Origin of the sequence: Shewanella carassii, assembly GCF_019670705.1 — a bacterium.
Taxonomy (GTDB): domain Bacteria; phylum Pseudomonadota; class Gammaproteobacteria; order Enterobacterales; family Shewanellaceae; genus Shewanella; species Shewanella carassii.
The window spans coordinates 3,813,434-3,829,085 of record NZ_AP024618.1; the positions used below are offsets into that span (position 1 = coordinate 3,813,434).

11 protein-coding genes are annotated in these 15,652 nt (G+C 54.5%); 4 read left to right on the forward strand and 7 right to left on the reverse strand.

Annotated elements, in window-relative coordinates:
- The first annotated feature begins 83 nt into the window (after positions 1-83).
- Positions 84-1,994 (forward strand): methyl-accepting chemotaxis protein, encoded by a 1,911-nt coding sequence (locus tag K5621_RS17135; RefSeq protein ID WP_483414560.1) that lies wholly within the window; start codon positions 84-86, stop codon positions 1,992-1,994.
- An 83-nt stretch (positions 1,995-2,077) separates the two neighbouring features.
- On the opposite strand, the gene metF is transcribed toward K5621_RS17135, so the two are convergent.
- The 3 genes from metF to metB all read right to left on the reverse strand — a co-directional run bounded on the left by metF (position 2,078) and on the right by metB (position 8,105).
- A complete protein-coding gene (metF, locus tag K5621_RS17140; protein ID WP_100144644.1) occupies positions 2,078-2,968 on the reverse strand; it encodes a methylenetetrahydrofolate reductase in 891 nt (296 codons plus the stop codon).
- A 1,566-nt stretch (positions 2,969-4,534) separates the two neighbouring features.
- Positions 4,535-6,928: a bifunctional aspartate kinase/homoserine dehydrogenase II gene (locus tag K5621_RS17145; protein WP_221049870.1), complete on the reverse strand. Its 2,394-nt coding sequence runs from the start codon at positions 6,926-6,928 to the stop codon at positions 4,535-4,537.
- Between the two features lie 16 nt (positions 6,929-6,944).
- A complete protein-coding gene (gene metB / locus K5621_RS17150; protein ID WP_039033537.1) occupies positions 6,945-8,105 on the reverse strand; it encodes a cystathionine gamma-synthase in 1,161 nt (386 codons plus the stop codon).
- Between the two features lie 215 nt (positions 8,106-8,320).
- Between metB and metJ the strand changes: the two genes are divergently transcribed.
- Complete coding sequence (gene metJ, locus K5621_RS17155) at positions 8,321-8,635, forward strand: met regulon transcriptional regulator MetJ (RefSeq protein ID WP_039033538.1); 315 nt, start codon at positions 8,321-8,323, stop codon at positions 8,633-8,635.
- Positions 8,636-8,710: 75 nt separating this feature from the next.
- Positions 8,711-9,454 (forward strand): sulfite exporter TauE/SafE family protein, encoded by a 744-nt coding sequence (locus tag K5621_RS17160; protein ID WP_039033539.1) that lies wholly within the window; start codon positions 8,711-8,713, stop codon positions 9,452-9,454.
- A gap of 7 nt (positions 9,455-9,461) precedes the next feature.
- On the opposite strand, the gene K5621_RS17165 is transcribed toward K5621_RS17160, so the two are convergent.
- From K5621_RS17165 to phsA, 4 genes are all read right to left on the reverse strand, one after another.
- Positions 9,462-10,655 carry a conjugal transfer protein TraF gene (locus K5621_RS17165; RefSeq protein WP_100144634.1) on the reverse strand — a complete coding sequence of 398 codons (1,194 nt, stop codon included), beginning with the start codon at positions 10,653-10,655 and terminating at the stop codon, positions 9,462-9,464.
- 150 nt (positions 10,656-10,805) lie between these two features.
- The gene (gene nrfD, locus K5621_RS17170; RefSeq protein ID WP_221049871.1) at positions 10,806-11,750 is read right to left on the reverse strand and encodes an NrfD/PsrC family molybdoenzyme membrane anchor subunit; all 945 of its coding nucleotides are present in this window, start codon (positions 11,748-11,750) and stop codon (positions 10,806-10,808) included.
- Complete coding sequence (locus K5621_RS17175) at positions 11,747-12,319, reverse strand: 4Fe-4S dicluster domain-containing protein (RefSeq protein ID WP_039033542.1); 573 nt, start codon at positions 12,317-12,319, stop codon at positions 11,747-11,749. Before K5621_RS17175 ends, nrfD begins: the two co-directional genes overlap by 4 nt.
- Positions 12,320-12,331: 12 nt before the next feature.
- Positions 12,332-14,611 (reverse strand): thiosulfate reductase PhsA, encoded by a 2,280-nt coding sequence (gene phsA, locus K5621_RS17180; protein ID WP_100144630.1) that lies wholly within the window; start codon positions 14,609-14,611, stop codon positions 12,332-12,334.
- A 557-nt stretch (positions 14,612-15,168) separates the two neighbouring features.
- On the opposite strand from phsA, the gene K5621_RS17185 reads away from it, so the two are divergent.
- Positions 15,169-15,495, forward strand: coding sequence for a c-type cytochrome (locus K5621_RS17185; protein ID WP_025010197.1), 327 nt, complete (start codon positions 15,169-15,171; stop codon positions 15,493-15,495).
- The last annotated feature ends 157 nt before the right edge of the window (positions 15,496-15,652 follow it).

Sequence of the window (15,652 nt, forward strand, 5' to 3'; positions counted from 1 at the left end):
AAGTTTGTTATGTGTCGCAACTGCTTAATAATGGCGGCCATATAATTTCTTCTCGAACCCTGTGACTTAGCCTGGAGGCCGAAGTGTTTTCACAACTGAAAATAGGAACTCGAATCATACTGGGGATCTCGTTACTCTTGATCGCCATGATGAGCTTCATCATGCCCTTGGTACAATCGGAATTCAGTCAACTGATAAACGATTCCGAACAAAGAGAGCTACATGATCTCTACCAAATAGCCAATGCAGAGATAGATTCCTCTGGGAAACTGGCCGAAGCGCTGGCAACCCAGGTCGCTCATACACCTGAGATGCAGCAAGATTTTGCTTATGGTGATCGTGAGGCGCTGAATAACCGCAGCCAACAAGTCTTTAAGCCACTCAAAGAAAACTATTCCGTACAACAATTTCAGTTCCACAAGCCTAGTGCGACCTCATTTTTAAGGGTTCACAAACCGGAAAAGTTTGGCGATGACCTCTCAAGCTTCCGCCAAACCGTAGTAGCAACCAATCAGCGCAAACAAGCCATGAAGGGTCTAGAAAAAGGTGTGGCCGGATTGGGGATCCGCGGCCTGTCCCCCATGAGTTTTCAGGGGCAGCATATAGGCTCAGTTGAATTCGGTATGTCCTTTGGTCAACCCTTCTTCGACACTTTCAAAAAGAACTATCAAGCCGACATCGCCTTGTTAATTCCGGATGGAAGCGGCTACAAACAATTTGGTGGAACCTTCAATACAGAAGTCTTCAACAACGCCAACTTAATGAATCAAGTCCTGCAGGGGACCACAAATAAATCCAATATCGAACTGGGTGGAGTCAGTAACGTACTCTATCTCCATTCCGTAAAAGATTTCTCAGGCCAAGCGATTGGTGTCTTGGCTCTCGCCATGGACCGGACTCACTCAGAAGCCAAGCTATGGCAAATCAAAGTCACCCTGATGACTCTGGGGGGCATAGCGCTATTCGTAGGAGTGATCATCGCCTTCTTTATCGCCCGCAGCATCACCCGCCCCATAGCGCAAACTGCCCGCGCCATGGAGGATATTGCTCAAGGAGAAGGTGACCTCACCAAGCGCATTGAGATCAACAGCAAAGATGAGATCGCCGATCTGGCACGGGCATTCAACCTATTTGTCGGTAAAATTCACCAAACAATGCAGCAAGTCGCTGACGCTACAGACTCATTGGCGACCTCGGCCGAAGAGATGTCTGGTATTACCAATAACAGCCGTCACAGCGCCGAGCAACAGCAAAGAGAAACCGAACAAGTGGCCACTGCCATGAATGAAATGGCTGCCACGGTTCAGGAAGTCGCCCAAAATGCTACCGTTGCCGCCGACTCTGCAGAATCTGCAGATGAAGCCACAGATGCAGGCAATCGCTTGGTAGAAAGAGTGATCAATATGATGGAAGGCTTGGTTGCAGAAACGCAGAGAGCAACCGAAGCGATAGATCAATTAGAGCGGGATACTCAGTCCATCGATTCTGTATTGGAGGTCATCCGCAACATAGCCGATCAGACCAACTTACTGGCTCTCAATGCCGCCATTGAAGCGGCTAGAGCCGGAGAGCAGGGACGAGGTTTTGCCGTTGTCGCCGATGAAGTGCGCACTCTAGCGAGCCGCACACAGACATCGACAACCGAGATTCAGCAGATGATCGAAACCTTGCAACAGGGAGCCAAATCCGCCGTTGTCGTCATGCAACAAAGCAACAATACCACTGCGGATTGCATGACCGAGGTCCGGGGCGCCGGAACGGCATTGGATCAGATCAGAGATGCCGTTTCTGCCATTACCCAGATGAATATCCAGATAGCCAGCGCCGCCAATGAGCAGTGCGCCGTCTCGGCCGAGATCAATCGTAACCTTACCAATATCAATGATGGTGTGGCTCAGGGCAGTGAAAGTGCAGCCCAGATAGCCGTTGCCGGTGAAGAGCTGGCGCAGCTGTCGGTACGCCTCAAACAGCTGATTGGCCAATTCAAGGTCTAACCCTTTCACTAAAAACACACTAAAGACAAGCCCACCAAAATGGTGGGCTTCGTTTTTATCCGCTTAGCCGTTATCAAAGGCCTTCACTTGCCGGGGCGTACTCCCAGCGTATGACAGATGGCATAGGTGAGCTCGGCACGGTTCAGGGTATAGAAGTGGAAGTCTTTCACCCCTTCACGGGAAAGTACCTTGACCATGTCGATGGCCACGTTGGCCCCCACCAGCGCCCGGGTTGCGGGGTCGTTATCCAAGCCTTCAAACTGGCTATGCAACCATCCCGGCAAAGACACATTGGTCATGGCGGCGAAACGCTTAAGCTGGTTGAAGTTGCCCACAGGCAATATTCCGGGAACAATTTCCACATCAATGCCGGCGGCCACACAACGGTCGCGGAACCTGAGATAAGACTCCACATCGAAGAAAAACTGGGTGATGGCACGGCTGGCACCGGCCTCAATCTTGCGCTTCAGGTTGATAAGGTCGGCCTGGGCATTGGCCGCATCCGGATGCACCTCTGGATAGGCGGCCACCGAAATATCAAAGTCGGCGACCGAGCGCAGCAAACGCACCAGATCAGAGGCAAAACGTGTCGGCTTGGGGCTGCCTTCCGGCAGATCGCCTCGCAGCGCCACTATGTTACGAATACCGCTGTTCCAGTAGTGACGCGCCAACTCCAGTAACTCTTCATCACTGGCATCTACCAGCGTCAGGTGCGGCGCCGCCACCAGCTCGGTTTCCTGCTGGATCCGCTCGATCACGCTGTGAGTGCGATCCCGCACTCCTGAGTTGGCACCATAGGTGACAGAAACAAACTTGGGATTCAGTGGCTCCAGGCGCTGAATTGAGTTCCACAATAAGGTTTCCATCTCAGGCGTTGAGGGCGGAAAGAACTCGAAAGAAACATTAATGTCGCCGTTGAGCTCGGACAAACTCTGGTTCAGCGAGTGCGCATGTTGTGCGTGATGAAAAGCCATTGAAACTCCCTCAACTGTCTATCTGGACGTTTGGACGTCTACATGTCCACATACTAGAGAAACTATCATTGAAGTCAAGCCCAAAGATGGCTTCAAAGGTGTATTTATCTTAATCGGTATAAAAGCCACTAATGAGTGTTTCTGCAAAGCCTCAGTTTTGCACCTGGGAGAGCTTTCGCACAGGTGATCCTGTGACTGGAAAATAGGCGTATGTCTGCAAATCGCTCAAATATTTCAAGCTGCTCAGGACTAACAGAGTTGCACCGATTCCCCCTCGGTGTCGCCGAAAGCCGTTGGCGCAAATAACGTGGCTGAGGGCGAATGCTCGCCGGTGGCGAGTGTGCTTATGAGCGCGAGCCAAGGAAGGCGAGCTGGCCTTTATCCATGGAAGGATTTGGATGCCGAAGCAGCGACAGTCGAATCAGGGGCGAGTGTCGCCTAGCGACGAGCTCACGAGCGCGAGACAGGATGTTGAGCTGGATAAGAGTCACATGGATGTGACTCTGAGCGTCTGAAGCGGTAGTTATTTGCGCCATTAGGCCAAGAGGCTTTCGACACCGTGTGGGGCGGCAAGGGAGATCCAAGAGGGGATTGCTGTTGATCCCTTCTTGGTCGGGTGTGGGGCGGCGAGTGTCGTCTAGCGACAAGCTAACGAGCGAGAGCCAGGGATGGCGAACTGGCCCTTGTGCATGGAGGCATTTACACCACGACTTTAGGCCGCTGGTACAGCGGCTATCATAGCTTCCAACTAAGAGTATCTAAGTTAGTATTGGCCGAGCTTCCGGCGACGGATGTTACTCATTGCCTGCCGCAGGCTTATGCACAGGCGATCCTGTGACTCGCTGCGAGTACATCCCTGTAAGCTCTGCCTCGCCATCCCTGGCTCGGAAGGTCACAGTCCCGCCTGTGCCTGGAAAATAGGCGTATGTCTGCAAATCGCTCAAATATTTCAAGCTACTCCATTTTCACAGAATTACACCGACTCCCGCTCGAAGCGGCCGCAGGGCGTTGATGACAATCGCGTAGCGAGGCATGGATGCCGAAGCAGCGCCAGTCGAATCAGGGGCGAGTGTCGCCTAGCGACGAGCTAACGAGCGCGAAACAGGATGTTGAGCAGGGCCAGAGTCACATGGATGTGACTCTGAGCGTCTGGCGCGATAGCGAATTGGCATCATAAGCACAAGGGGTTGTCCGCTGCGTCGCGGGTCGCTGGGGGTTTGGAAAGGGGGCGAGTCGATACAGCCCCCTTTCCTCGGGTGTGGGGCGGCGAGTGTCGCATAGCGACTGGCTACGAGCGAGAGCCAGGGATGGCGAACTGGCCCTTGTGCATGGATGCACTTGCTCCACGACTTTAGACCGCTGGCACAGCGGCTAGCATGGCTTTAAGCCAAAACTCACCAATAAACTTGATCTCAGCTTCCAGCTAAACCGCAAGCCCATCACCTGCGGTGCGGATAGGCTGAAAGCCCGAATACCGTGAAGGACAGGACGTCCGAGAACGGCCACTCACACAGGCTTTTCCTAGCCAGAAGCCCACCGGCTTCAAATATGACGCCAATACCAACCCTACTCCTGCAGCAGATCGCGACAGATCTGCACCAGATCCGACTGTACTGCCGCGGCAGTCACTTCCCTACCTGCACCTGGGCCGCGAATGATCAGCGGATTACCCTGGTAGAAGGCCGAGCGGATGACAAACACATTATCTCCCGGGGTCAGATTGGCGTATGGATGTTGACGCTCGACCCACTGCAGAGAGACTTCGGCGTTAACCCGACCATCTTGCTGCTCCAGTGAAGCCACATAGCGCAGCACCTTGTTTTGCTCGGCCGCGGCGGCAAACTGCTGCGCGAGAGTGGCATCCAATTCGGGGATCCGCTGCAAAAACTCATCTAGCGGAATATCGGCCAGCGCCTCAGGCACCAGAGAGCTTAAGCGAATATCCTCAAGCTCTAGTTCCAAACCTATTTCACGAGCCAAAATCAACAGCTTACGCTGCATGTCACGCCCGGAAAGATCGTCCCTGGGATCTGGCTCAGTAATCCCCAGCTCTTTGGCCTGCAACACCAGCTCGGAGAAAGGTTTGATGCCATCGAAATGCTCAAACAGCCAGCAGAGCGTGCCGGAGAAGATACCGCCGACAGCCTCTACCCTGTCGCCGCTGTTGTGCAAATCATTGAGCGCGTGCTGCACCGGCAGCCCGGCGCCGCAACTGGCGTTGTAACGCCAGAACAGTCGGCGGTTACCCAACTGCTGTTTCAGCTCGCGGTAGAAAGGCAATGGCCCAGAGCCGGCCAACTTGTTGGCACTGACCATATGAATGCCACGGGCAAAGAACTCAGGATACTGCAGTGTCAGTCCGGCGCTGGCACTGATATCCAGCGCCACCAGTTCATCGGCTTGCAGCAACGCAAGCTGTTCGAACAGATGTTCATACTGCCAAGGGGTGGCTTCGGCTTCAAACCTTGCCTGCCAGTCTTCCCCAACGATCCCTTCATTGCAGATCCAGGCACGGCTCGAACTCGCCAAGCCCAGGAGTTCAACACTGGCTTCCAGCTCACGTTTGAGGCCGTCGCGGGCTCGGCTAAATAGTTCCACCCAGGCTTCGCCTATGTTACCCACCCCCAGCAGAATAACGCCTATGCGTTTGCGGGGGCCGGCGCAGCGCCTGTGCACCTTCTGGGTCAGCAGGTTCACCTGCGATTTAGGCACCAGGGTGACCAGGCTGAGTTGGTCCTGATACAGAGGCCGCGCTTCACGGCTCAGCAAGCGGGCAAAGCTGCGGCGATAACTGCCGGCGCCACTGCTTACCAGCGCCACCAGCCCAAGCTCTCTGTCCTCGGTAATGCTTTGAATTTTGAGCTCGGATGTCTGCGCTTCCAGTAACTGCCAGACTTGGCGGGATAATTCGGGAGTAAAGGCCAGCTCCAGTTTGTGTTGTCCCTGAGACCAGTAAGCCAGCGGGTTCAAACCCGCCTCATTGAGCGCATCAAGCGTCTGAGCCTGGGTGCCATTGAACTCCAGGCTCAAGAGGGACACCTGATTGAGATTGGTCACCACAGGGGCGCTTGCAGCATCACTCTTGGGGGCTATCAGGGTAAAGTCGGTATGCGAGGCGTAGCTCGAACGCACCGCCAGGCTGACCTCGGTATCAAACAAAGGCTGCAGGGTACGGCAATGCAGTACCGGGGAGCCGAGCCGCGCCAGGCGGTCGGCCTCAGCCAGCGACATACTGCTCAGCAACCTGGCATCGGCAATCTTGTTGGGATCGGCATTGAACACCCCTTCGACATCTGTCCAAATGGTCACCCTGTCGATATCGGCCAGGCTGGCTATCAGGGTGGCACTGAAGTCGGAGCCGTTGCGACCGAGCAGCAGAGTTTCGCCTTGGCTATTGGCGCAGATAAAGCCGGTGATCACCAGACGCTCATCGGGATGCTCGGCCAGCAGCCGCTGCACCCTTTCGCGGGACTCATCGAGGCGAATCCTGGGTACTGCGCCCTCATCGGCAATCAACAAGCTGCGGGCATCCACATGGGAAGCGGCGACACCAGACTCCCGCAGCAGCGCCGCCATCAGTCTGGCCGACCAGCGTTCACCGAAACCCACCACCTGATTGCATTGGTATTCGCTGAGTTCAGGCAAAGACAATAAACTGGCCAGTTGCGCCTTATCTGTAGACAGACGCTCCCGCAGTTGACGTGCCTGTTCATTGCCCAGCAGCTGTTCAATCAGATTTTGCTGATAGCCGACAAGCTCCTGTAGCTCCTCCTGCCACAGAGCGCCCGACTCCTTCAGGTTCAACAGTTTATAGAGAAAATTAGTACTCTTGCCGGCGGCGGAAACCACTACAAGATCATCGGCATGACCATGGGTCAGCAAAATATGGGCGACCCGTCGGTAGCAATCGGCATCGGCGAGACTGGAACCGCCAAACTTATGTAGGTGACAACGTGCCATCTCAAGCTCCTTCAATTCAACAGTTTGCGGCTGCCGCCAATCCGGCGGCGATATCGTCTAGCAGATCCCGGCTATCTTCTATGCCCACAGACAAGCGAATAAGCGTATCTTTAATACCGGCTTCGGCGCGAGCCTCACTCGTCATGGCTCTGTGGGTCATGGTGGCGGGCACGGCCACCAGGCTCTCAACCCCTCCCAGGCTCTCGGCCACGGAAAACAGCCTGAGCGCGCCGAGGAAGGCAACCACCTGCGTCTCATCGCCCTTGAGTTCAAAACTCAGCATAGCGCCAAAGCCACTCTGCTGCCTGGCGGCAATCTCATGACCAGGGTGACTCTTAAGCCCCGGATAATAAACTTTGTCTACCACCGGGCTCTGGCTCAGCAGCGCCACTATGCGCTCGGCATTGGCCTGATGCTCGCGGATCCTCAGCGCCAGAGTACGCAGGCCTCGCAGGGTCAAGTAGCTATCGAAGGCGCCACCGCTCAGCCCAAGCGTGTTGGACCACCAGTGCAGCTGCTCTGCCAGTTCGGGATCTTTGGCAATCACGGCGCCGCCCACCACATCGCTGTGGCCATTGATGTATTTAGTGGTCGAGTGCACCACTATGTCGGCCCCCAACAGTAAAGGCTGTTGCAGCGCCGGCGATAAAAAGGTGTTGTCGGCCACCACCAATGCCCCCTGCTGGTGGGCCGCCTCGGCAATGGCGGTGATATCCACAACCCGCAGCAGCGGATTAGATGGCGTCTCGAGCCACACCATGCGCGGCTTTTGCGCCAGGGCAGCGGCGAGTGCTTGCGGGTCGGTTTGATCCAAAACCTGCAAACGAAACTGGCCCTTGGCGGCCAGATGGGTGAACAACCTATAGCTACCGCCATAACAGTCATGGGGCACCAACAAGAGGTCATCCGGCCCCAGCAGGTTGACCACCAGAGTAATGGCCGCCATGCCGGTCGCTGTAATTGCCGCACTGCAACCCTGTTCCAGCTCCCCCAAGGCATCCCCCAGAATGGAGCGGGTAGGATTACCCGAGCGGCTGTAATCAAAGGCTCTTGGCTGAGTGTGCCCCTCAAAGGCATAGTTGGTCGACAGATAGATGGGTGGCACCACGGCCCCGTGCTGGCTGTCTGATTCGATGCCCTGCCGGACCGCTGTGGTTGCTAATCGCCGCTCTGTCATAATCGACTCCTGAATGCTGAGGTTCGACACCATAAAGATGTCTGGACGTCTAAATCTAACCAATGACTATCCAGCCGTCAATAGGCATCAAGACGTTTGGACGTCCAAATGTATGGATTTCTGTTCATATTGCACAGATTTTGCAGGCAATCATTTGACTGTATCCTGTAAGGGTTTAAAATCTGCTGCGAATTAGTGAGATCACAGGTGAATCAATGACTGAATGGAATGGCGAATACATCAGCCCTTATGCCGAACACGGCAAGAAGAATGAGCAAGTGAAAAAAATCACTGTCTCTATTCCGTTGAAGGTACTGAAAGTATTGACCGATGAGCGCACCCGGCGCCAGGTAAACAACCTGCGGCACGCCACAAACAGCGAACTGTTGTGCGAAGCCTTCCTGCATGCCTATACCGGCCAGCCACTGCCCAATGATGAGGATTTGTCCAAAGACAAACCAGACAGCATCCCGGAAGAAGCCAAACGCATGATGGATGCCATGGGCATTGAATGGGAAGACATGGAATAAGTGTCTTATTCCTCTGAATTATCTTATTGTTGAACAAGGATCGCTGCGCGATCCTTTTCTTTTGGGAGCTTGCGAATGCTGTCACTGATAGATCCCGTCACCCTGTTGCTGGCATCCCTGATCATATTTACCGGCGCCCTGACCCAGTCGCTGATAGGCTTTGGCCTGGCCGTGGTAGCCACACCTTTGCTGTATATCGTCGATCCGGAACTGGTTCCCGTCCCTGTGATTGTGATGGGATTTTCTATCGCCCTGTTGACCTTGATACGCGAACGCGGCCACCTGGAATTCAACGGCTTGCAATATGCCTTGCTGGGACGACTCCCCGGCGGCCTGATTGGTGCCACCCTGTTGTTGCTGGCACCGCAACCGATTATGGGCTTGACCATAGCCCTGATTGTGGCCGTGGCCGTATTTCTCAGCTTCAGAAAATACAGCATTAAGATCAACCGCCTCAGCCTGTTTATTGCCGGGGTATTTTCCGGGATCTTCGGTACCGTGGCGGCCATAGGTGGACCACCTATGGCTCTGCTGCTGGCGGGTAAGGATGCCAGTCAGTTCCGCGCAGCGCTGTCGGCCTTCTTCATCTTCAGCTCCTTGATAGCCTTGATCATTCTCGGCTGTTTTGGCCTCTTGACCCTAAAGCATCTGTGGCTATCGCTGTTGCTGCTGCCTGCGGTATTTATTGGTTTTCTGGTCGCTGGCCGTTTGGTGGGCCGGGTGGATAAAGAGAAGACCCGCAGCTTAACCTTGGCGCTATGCACCCTGAGCGCCCTGTTGCTGACTATCAAGTCAACCCTGGCGCTCATCAACGGTTAAATCGCTGTTAGAAGTGATAGCTGGTTTGCAGTACTCCGCCTATGGCATCGTCACTGCCAAACATACCGGTGAGATCCAGCCGGAAGCTGTTGCCTATGGCGAACCCTGTCCCGAGTGAGTAGAGATCGGCGCTGTGATCATTGAGATCCTGGCGATAACCGAGCCGCAAAGCAACCCAGTCGGTAGGCCGGTATTCACCGCCTAAACGCCAATAGCGGCTGCCCTCAAGCTCGGCAAACTTGTCGTTGTCGGTAAGATCCAAGTCGCTGCTGAGCGAAAAAGCCGCCCAGTCATAGGCCACCCCGGCGGTAACCATAGGTTTCACCTGATAGGTAAGCTGCACGCCGCCGGCCTCTATGCTGCTTAAGTCCCGTTTGATGAGGTTACGACCGCTGACACCGATAACCAAACCATCCAATGGCTGGAATGCCAGGCCAAGATCCAGGTTAAAGCCTGAATCATCACTACGATAATCATCGTCGTTGAAGTCATCGGCATCGAAGTTATTGGCGCTGACGGCATAGTTGAAACTATCCAGCCGTTGCAGCTTGGGAGTGACTCCCACTGTCACCGGCATGTTGACGATAGATAGCGGATAGCTCACGGCAACCCCGAGCTCGGAAACCGCCCCGGCTACCACTCGCCCCTGGGAGGTCAAATCTTGGATTTCCGGCGGGTTATTGGGATCCAGATTATCCAGGGTATCAATATCTGCAGCGGCGATTTCGGCTATCCCCAGAGCATCGAGATAACTCTTGAACACAAAGGCATAGCTAAAACCATCCGAGGGCATGACCAACGCCATATTGATACCGGCACTAACGTAGGCGCTATTGCCCTGCAGCGATTGCAAGTCACCACTGAGGCGCTTTCGGTAGTCATCGATAGCCGCTGTGTCGGCGGCGTCTATGGCATTGACCAGAGCGTCATAGTTATCCTGCAGGGCGTCAAACTTATCGATCATCTGATCTTTATCGGCGCCATCGGCGCCTATGGTAGGAATGAGTAAACTGAAGTCACTGCTGCGGCGCGAGGGCAAAGCCAGCAGCGCCGGATTGGAAAAGGCCGCCGCCTCACGATTACCGGCCGCCACGGCAACGCCGCCCATGGCATCGGAGCGGGCCTCATAAACATCTTGCGCTGCCAGCGTCAGCGTACTGGCAAGCCCCGTGGTAAGCAGTGTCAACAGACTCAGTTTCATCTCATCACCCTCTTGTTTTTATCTATAACCTGACACAAGCGGTTATCTGGGTTAAAGATAGTCCAAATCTCGATGAAACTATGACATCAAACACAAAAAAGCCCGTATCAAATGATACGGGCTGAGGCAAAACAGGTTCAGAGGTGCTTGTTAACCAAGATAGCTCTGACCTGCATAGAGAATGAAGTGTCTAAGTGCCAGCACCCCGGTCAGACTGCAGCAGGCTACCGCCAACATGGCGCCCTTGGTGTGACGGGTACTCGCCGGTAGCAACAACATGGAAAGCAGTGGGATCCCAAAACCTATACCCACAACTCCAATCCAGAACACACTGGCCCAGACGCCACTTGTCAATGATGCCAGCGCCGCGGCGGCGGCACCGCCCTTGAAGTAGAGCGCGCAGAACAGCATGAACAGGAACAGAATTTCTGTCGCCATTATGGGCAGTTCCAGGCCATGCATCCGTCCCAGCTGCGGGCAGTGCTTGTCTGTCTTGAACAGCAGCAGCGCCACTACCGCATTGGCGGCCGCACCGGCCGACAAGCCGGACACCAGGAACAGCGCCGGTAATACGGCAGTGTTCAGCATGGGATAGGCATTCATGGCGGAGATCAGGAAGCCGGTATAGGCCCCCACGACAATCGCCAGCACGAACAGCAGCACTTCCATGGTCTTGCGCAGGCCAGTCAGTGATTCTGCAATCCCTTTAAGGAAGCCCAAACCCCAGTTACCGAGATCATCTTTCAGCACGACCAGCGCATAGGCAAAGGTCAGCGGAATATAGGCCAGCAGCGCCAACACCCCGATGGACATCACGGAGGTCAGGTTGTAGTTGATCAGGATCAGCCAGAAGTGGAACGGTTTGGTCAGGTCAAACACCAGACACACCATCCCCAGACAGATGGCCACGGGTGCTATCAAGGCTGCCGCCTTGAGAAGGCCGCTATCCCCCTCTGTCTTGTTTTGTACCCAACGCAGCCCGATCCCAATCAGCAGACTGCCCGCCGATAACCCAGCCAAGAAGAGGTAAACCGCAATGACCCAGTTCCAGGTTACAGGGTCGTATTGTGTCATATCGCCCCAAGTATTGTTCATGATTGGATCCCCCCTCTCTTGACAGGAATACGGTAGATTCTGGGTTTAGTCCCCAGATGGGTCTTGTCCTGATAAGTCACGCGGGTGTTGAGCAGAGTCGCCACCTCGCTACCGGCCTCGTTGGCATCACCAAACACCAGGGCATCGGTAGGACATACGGTCACACAGGCGGGTTGTTCGCCTCGAGCCAGACGTGTGTCCTTACAGAAGTTGCACTTGTCGGCCACCTTGGTTTCCGGGTTCATAAAGCGCACTTTGTAGGGGCAGGCCGCCACACAGTACATACAGCCGACACACTTCTCCGCCTTGATGGAAATAATGCCGTCCTCGCCCACATAGGCCGCCCCAGTAGGACAAACCTTGACGCAAGGGGCATCTTCACACTGCTGACAGGACACCCTGTGATACTTGAAGTGCAGATGCGGCGCATCACCAAATGGGCCTTCTACCCGTACCTGCAGGCGGGTTACGCTCTCAGGTACACCATTTTCGCTGCGGCAGGCGACGTTACAGGCCTGACAGCCGATGCACTTATTCTCGTCGTGCACCATCACATATCTTTTAGTCATCTTCGCCTCCCCTTATGCCTTTTCCAGCTTCACACCTGTGGTGTGTACGTTCATACCGCACACAGGTGCAGTCACGTTGGGCAGCAGGTTACCGCAGTGCACACCTTTGCCGGTCGCCCGTGCCAGCTCCTTGTTCTTGGAGCCAAAGCCCATGTAGGCGAACACTGTGTCGGGACGTATACCCTTGGTCACCAGCGCATGACCCTCTTCACTACCGACACTGGACGTGAGGCGAATGGCATCCCCATTCTCAATGCCATGCTTGGCGGCTGTGTCAGGGTGGATCCAAACGGCGTTGTCGGACATTAGGTTGGCCAGCATAGGCACATTGTGGGTCGCGCCATTGGTATGCACCGCCACCTTGCCCTGAATAAAGTAGAGCTCGTCCGGCTGTTTCAGGGTCACTTCACGATAGGCGATAGTGCCGCGTCCAGGCGCCATGCCTTCCACCTTGGCGGAGGTCAGTTCAATCTTACCGCTGGGGGTCTTGAACTTGAGCGCGCTGCCGTAAGTACCGTCTTCATCCATGGCTCTAGCGTTGGGGTAGGCGGCGACAAAGTCGGCTACCATCTTGGGTTCACGCAGCATCAGCGGTTTGCCGTAGCTGACAAAACCCTTGTCCTTGATATGCTGCAGCAGCTGGGCGTCTTTATTCACCTGCAGGAATTGCAGGGTTTCCATGTTTTCCCAGGGATAGTACTGCTCCAAGCCCATCTCTATGCCCAGTTCACGGAAGATTTGCCAGGAAGGCTTGGCATCGCCAATCACATCCACCACTTGCTGACGCAGGTAGTAGGCCGGGTTCTTGCCGGACTTGTCGGCGACTTCTTCATCCCGCTCCAGGTAAGTACACTCGGGCAGTATGATGTCGGCCCAGGCGGCGGTTTCACTGATGTAAACATCACAGGAAACCACAAACTCCAACTTCTTCAGGCTCTCAACCACCTTGGCACGGTCGGTCATGGTCTGCATCGGGTTAGTGCGGCTCATAACCCAGGCGCGCAGTTGGTAAGGCTTGGCTTCCAGAGTCGCATCTATGATTGACTGATAGATACCACCACCGGACCAGGCCATGGCAAACTGCTCATCCATCTGGTCGATGCGTTTGGCTTGCGGCTTGGGCAGTTTGACGCCCGGCTTGCCCAGCTCAGGGGCCACGGCTTCACCGGCAAACTTGTTGTAACCACCCGCCTTCTTGCCCATGTAGAGGCCACCCTTGCGTTCCAGGTTACCGATCAGCACGTTGGCGGCATACAGCGCCCGGCGCATATCGAACTCTTCCGGGGTAAAGGTAGATCTGTGGCCAAAGTCGACCACGGCATGAGGCGCAGCAGCAGCATACTCGTGGGCAATACGACGAATGTCGGCGGCGGGCACATCGGAAATTTTCTCGGCCCACTCAGGAGTATAAGCCTTGACCTCGGCGGCAAACTCTTCAAAACCTACGACATAACGCTCGATAAAAGCCTTGTCATAGAGGTTGTCAGCAATCAACACATGGCACAGCGCCAGGGCTACGGCCACATCCGAGCCGGGACGAATGGCATACCACTCATCGGCCTTATCGGCCACTACCGAGAATCTGGGTTCAAACACCACCAACTTGGCGCCTTTGTCGGCCTGGGCCTTCATCAGGCCACGGGTCTCGGACATATTGATCCCTTCATAGAGGTTATGACCAAAGTTGATAATGTACTTAGAGTTGGAGAGATCCCGCTTCACCTTGGTACCGAACATCGCCTTGGCGGCGACCACATAACCGCCCGGGCAAGTGGTGTTATGGGTAAAGGAGTTGGGGCTGCCATAAGCCTGCCCCAAATAGAACAGGTGTCCGGACAGCGAGCCTGACTTGGAGGAAAATGCCACGGCTTCAGGGCCGTGATCGGCCTTGATTTGATTCAGCTTGCTGGCGATGGTTTGATAGGCTTCCTGCCAGCTGATTTCGGCCCACTTGCCTTCACCGCGTTCACCAACGCGCTTGAGTGGTTTAACGATCCTTTGTGGATCGTACAATAGGCTAAGGCCGGCGCCGCCACGGGCACAAACCTTACCGCCGAATGATTTGGCTTCTTTGTTACCAGAAATAAAGACGTTTTTGCCGTCGATTATCCGCGCCGAAATCGGGCAACGGGTCGAACACATCTCACACATACTGGCAATTTCAGTGGCACTGCCGGTCAAAGGGCCATGCCCCAAAGCCGCCAGTGAACCGGGCAGAACCCCGGCCAGGGCACAGGTTGCCCCTCCGGCTCCAGCCCCTTTCAGAAAGGTGCGCCGATCAAGCTCTATCATGGTTTACCTCCATCCTCTCCCCTTAGGGAAAGGTCGCTCACACAGGTTATTGTTTGTATTGGATACCGCTTGACTACCGCGGCTTGAACCTATTGTTTACCCATTAGATTTGTGTGGGTATTGTGGTAAACCACATAGCGAGGATGAGTGTGATCCAGGCACGGTAAACACTTTTGAAAGTCCTTAAAAATGTGAAGGCAATCGCCCCTGGCTTGAGCCGATATTTTTAGACTCAAAAACATCAAAAAAATTTACATTCACAAGTGAACAGATGACAAATATTCACAATTGTTAAGCAGATCACAGCTAAAATTTACGCCTTTCTTGTTGTTACCCTTGTCAGAAAACAAAAACAAAACTGTTATAAATCATATTGTTAAATAAAAACCACCACACTTACATTAGATTAATTTCAATGAAATTTTTATCAATTAGATTTATTTCATGGAAGTGATCCAGTTCAAAGCTGAAAAACTCCCGAGTTGTTAAATTAATAACCGAATGGACACTAAAAATAACAGCCCATTAACGGAGCGGGCGGTCACCCAGAGGAATAGATGATGAACACCAGCAGCAAACTCGGCCTTCTGCTTTTAGCCTGTGCATTGGCCACAGGCGCCACCGCAGCCGACGGCGGCAACCCCAAGAAAGGCAAACACCTGTACAAGAAAGTCTGTAAAGAGTGTCACAGCAAAGCAGGCATAGGCGGCGAACTGACTCCCATGAGCAAGACCATGAGCCAATGGGACAGATTCTTCGCCAGAGACAAACACAAAGCCAAACCCGAGGCGTTTCAGCCTTTAACTGAGCAGGAACTCAAGGATATTCAACAGTTCCTGTACGACCATGCCGCCGACTCGGATCAACCCCAGACCTGCGGTTGATAGCGCGGGAAGGTGCGAATAAGTCCTCGTGGCACTCTGGCTTGCACAGCAATTGGCGTTCAAGGCATCTGACTGAAGGCATGCCGGGGCCTGTCGAAGTCGGATAACGTAGAGAGCCGGTTGCTGTGAGAGCCCCGAAGGGCGTGGCTTACAGGCC

Coding starts and splice junctions, on each gene's coding strand:
- metF (WP_100144644.1), bottom strand. CDS start 2,968: ATGGCTTTTCATCACGCACAACATGCGCACTCGCTGAACCAGAGTTTG.
- K5621_RS17145 (WP_221049870.1), bottom strand. CDS start 6,928: ATGGCACGTTGTCACCTACATAAGTTTGGCGGTTCCAGTCTCGCCGAT.
- metB (WP_039033537.1), bottom strand. CDS start 8,105: ATGACAGAGCGGCGATTAGCAACCACAGCGGTCCGGCAGGGCATCGAA.
- metJ (WP_039033538.1), top strand. CDS start 8,321: ATGACTGAATGGAATGGCGAATACATCAGCCCTTATGCCGAACACGGC.
- K5621_RS17160 (WP_039033539.1), top strand. CDS start 8,711: ATGCTGTCACTGATAGATCCCGTCACCCTGTTGCTGGCATCCCTGATC.
- K5621_RS17165 (WP_100144634.1), bottom strand. CDS start 10,655: ATGAAACTGAGTCTGTTGACACTGCTTACCACGGGGCTTGCCAGTACG.
- nrfD (WP_221049871.1), bottom strand. CDS start 11,750: ATGAACAATACTTGGGGCGATATGACACAATACGACCCTGTAACCTGG.
- K5621_RS17175 (WP_039033542.1), bottom strand. CDS start 12,319: ATGACTAAAAGATATGTGATGGTGCACGACGAGAATAAGTGCATCGGC.
- phsA (WP_100144630.1), bottom strand. CDS start 14,611: ATGATAGAGCTTGATCGGCGCACCTTTCTGAAAGGGGCTGGAGCCGGA.
- K5621_RS17185 (WP_025010197.1), top strand. CDS start 15,169: ATGATGAACACCAGCAGCAAACTCGGCCTTCTGCTTTTAGCCTGTGCA.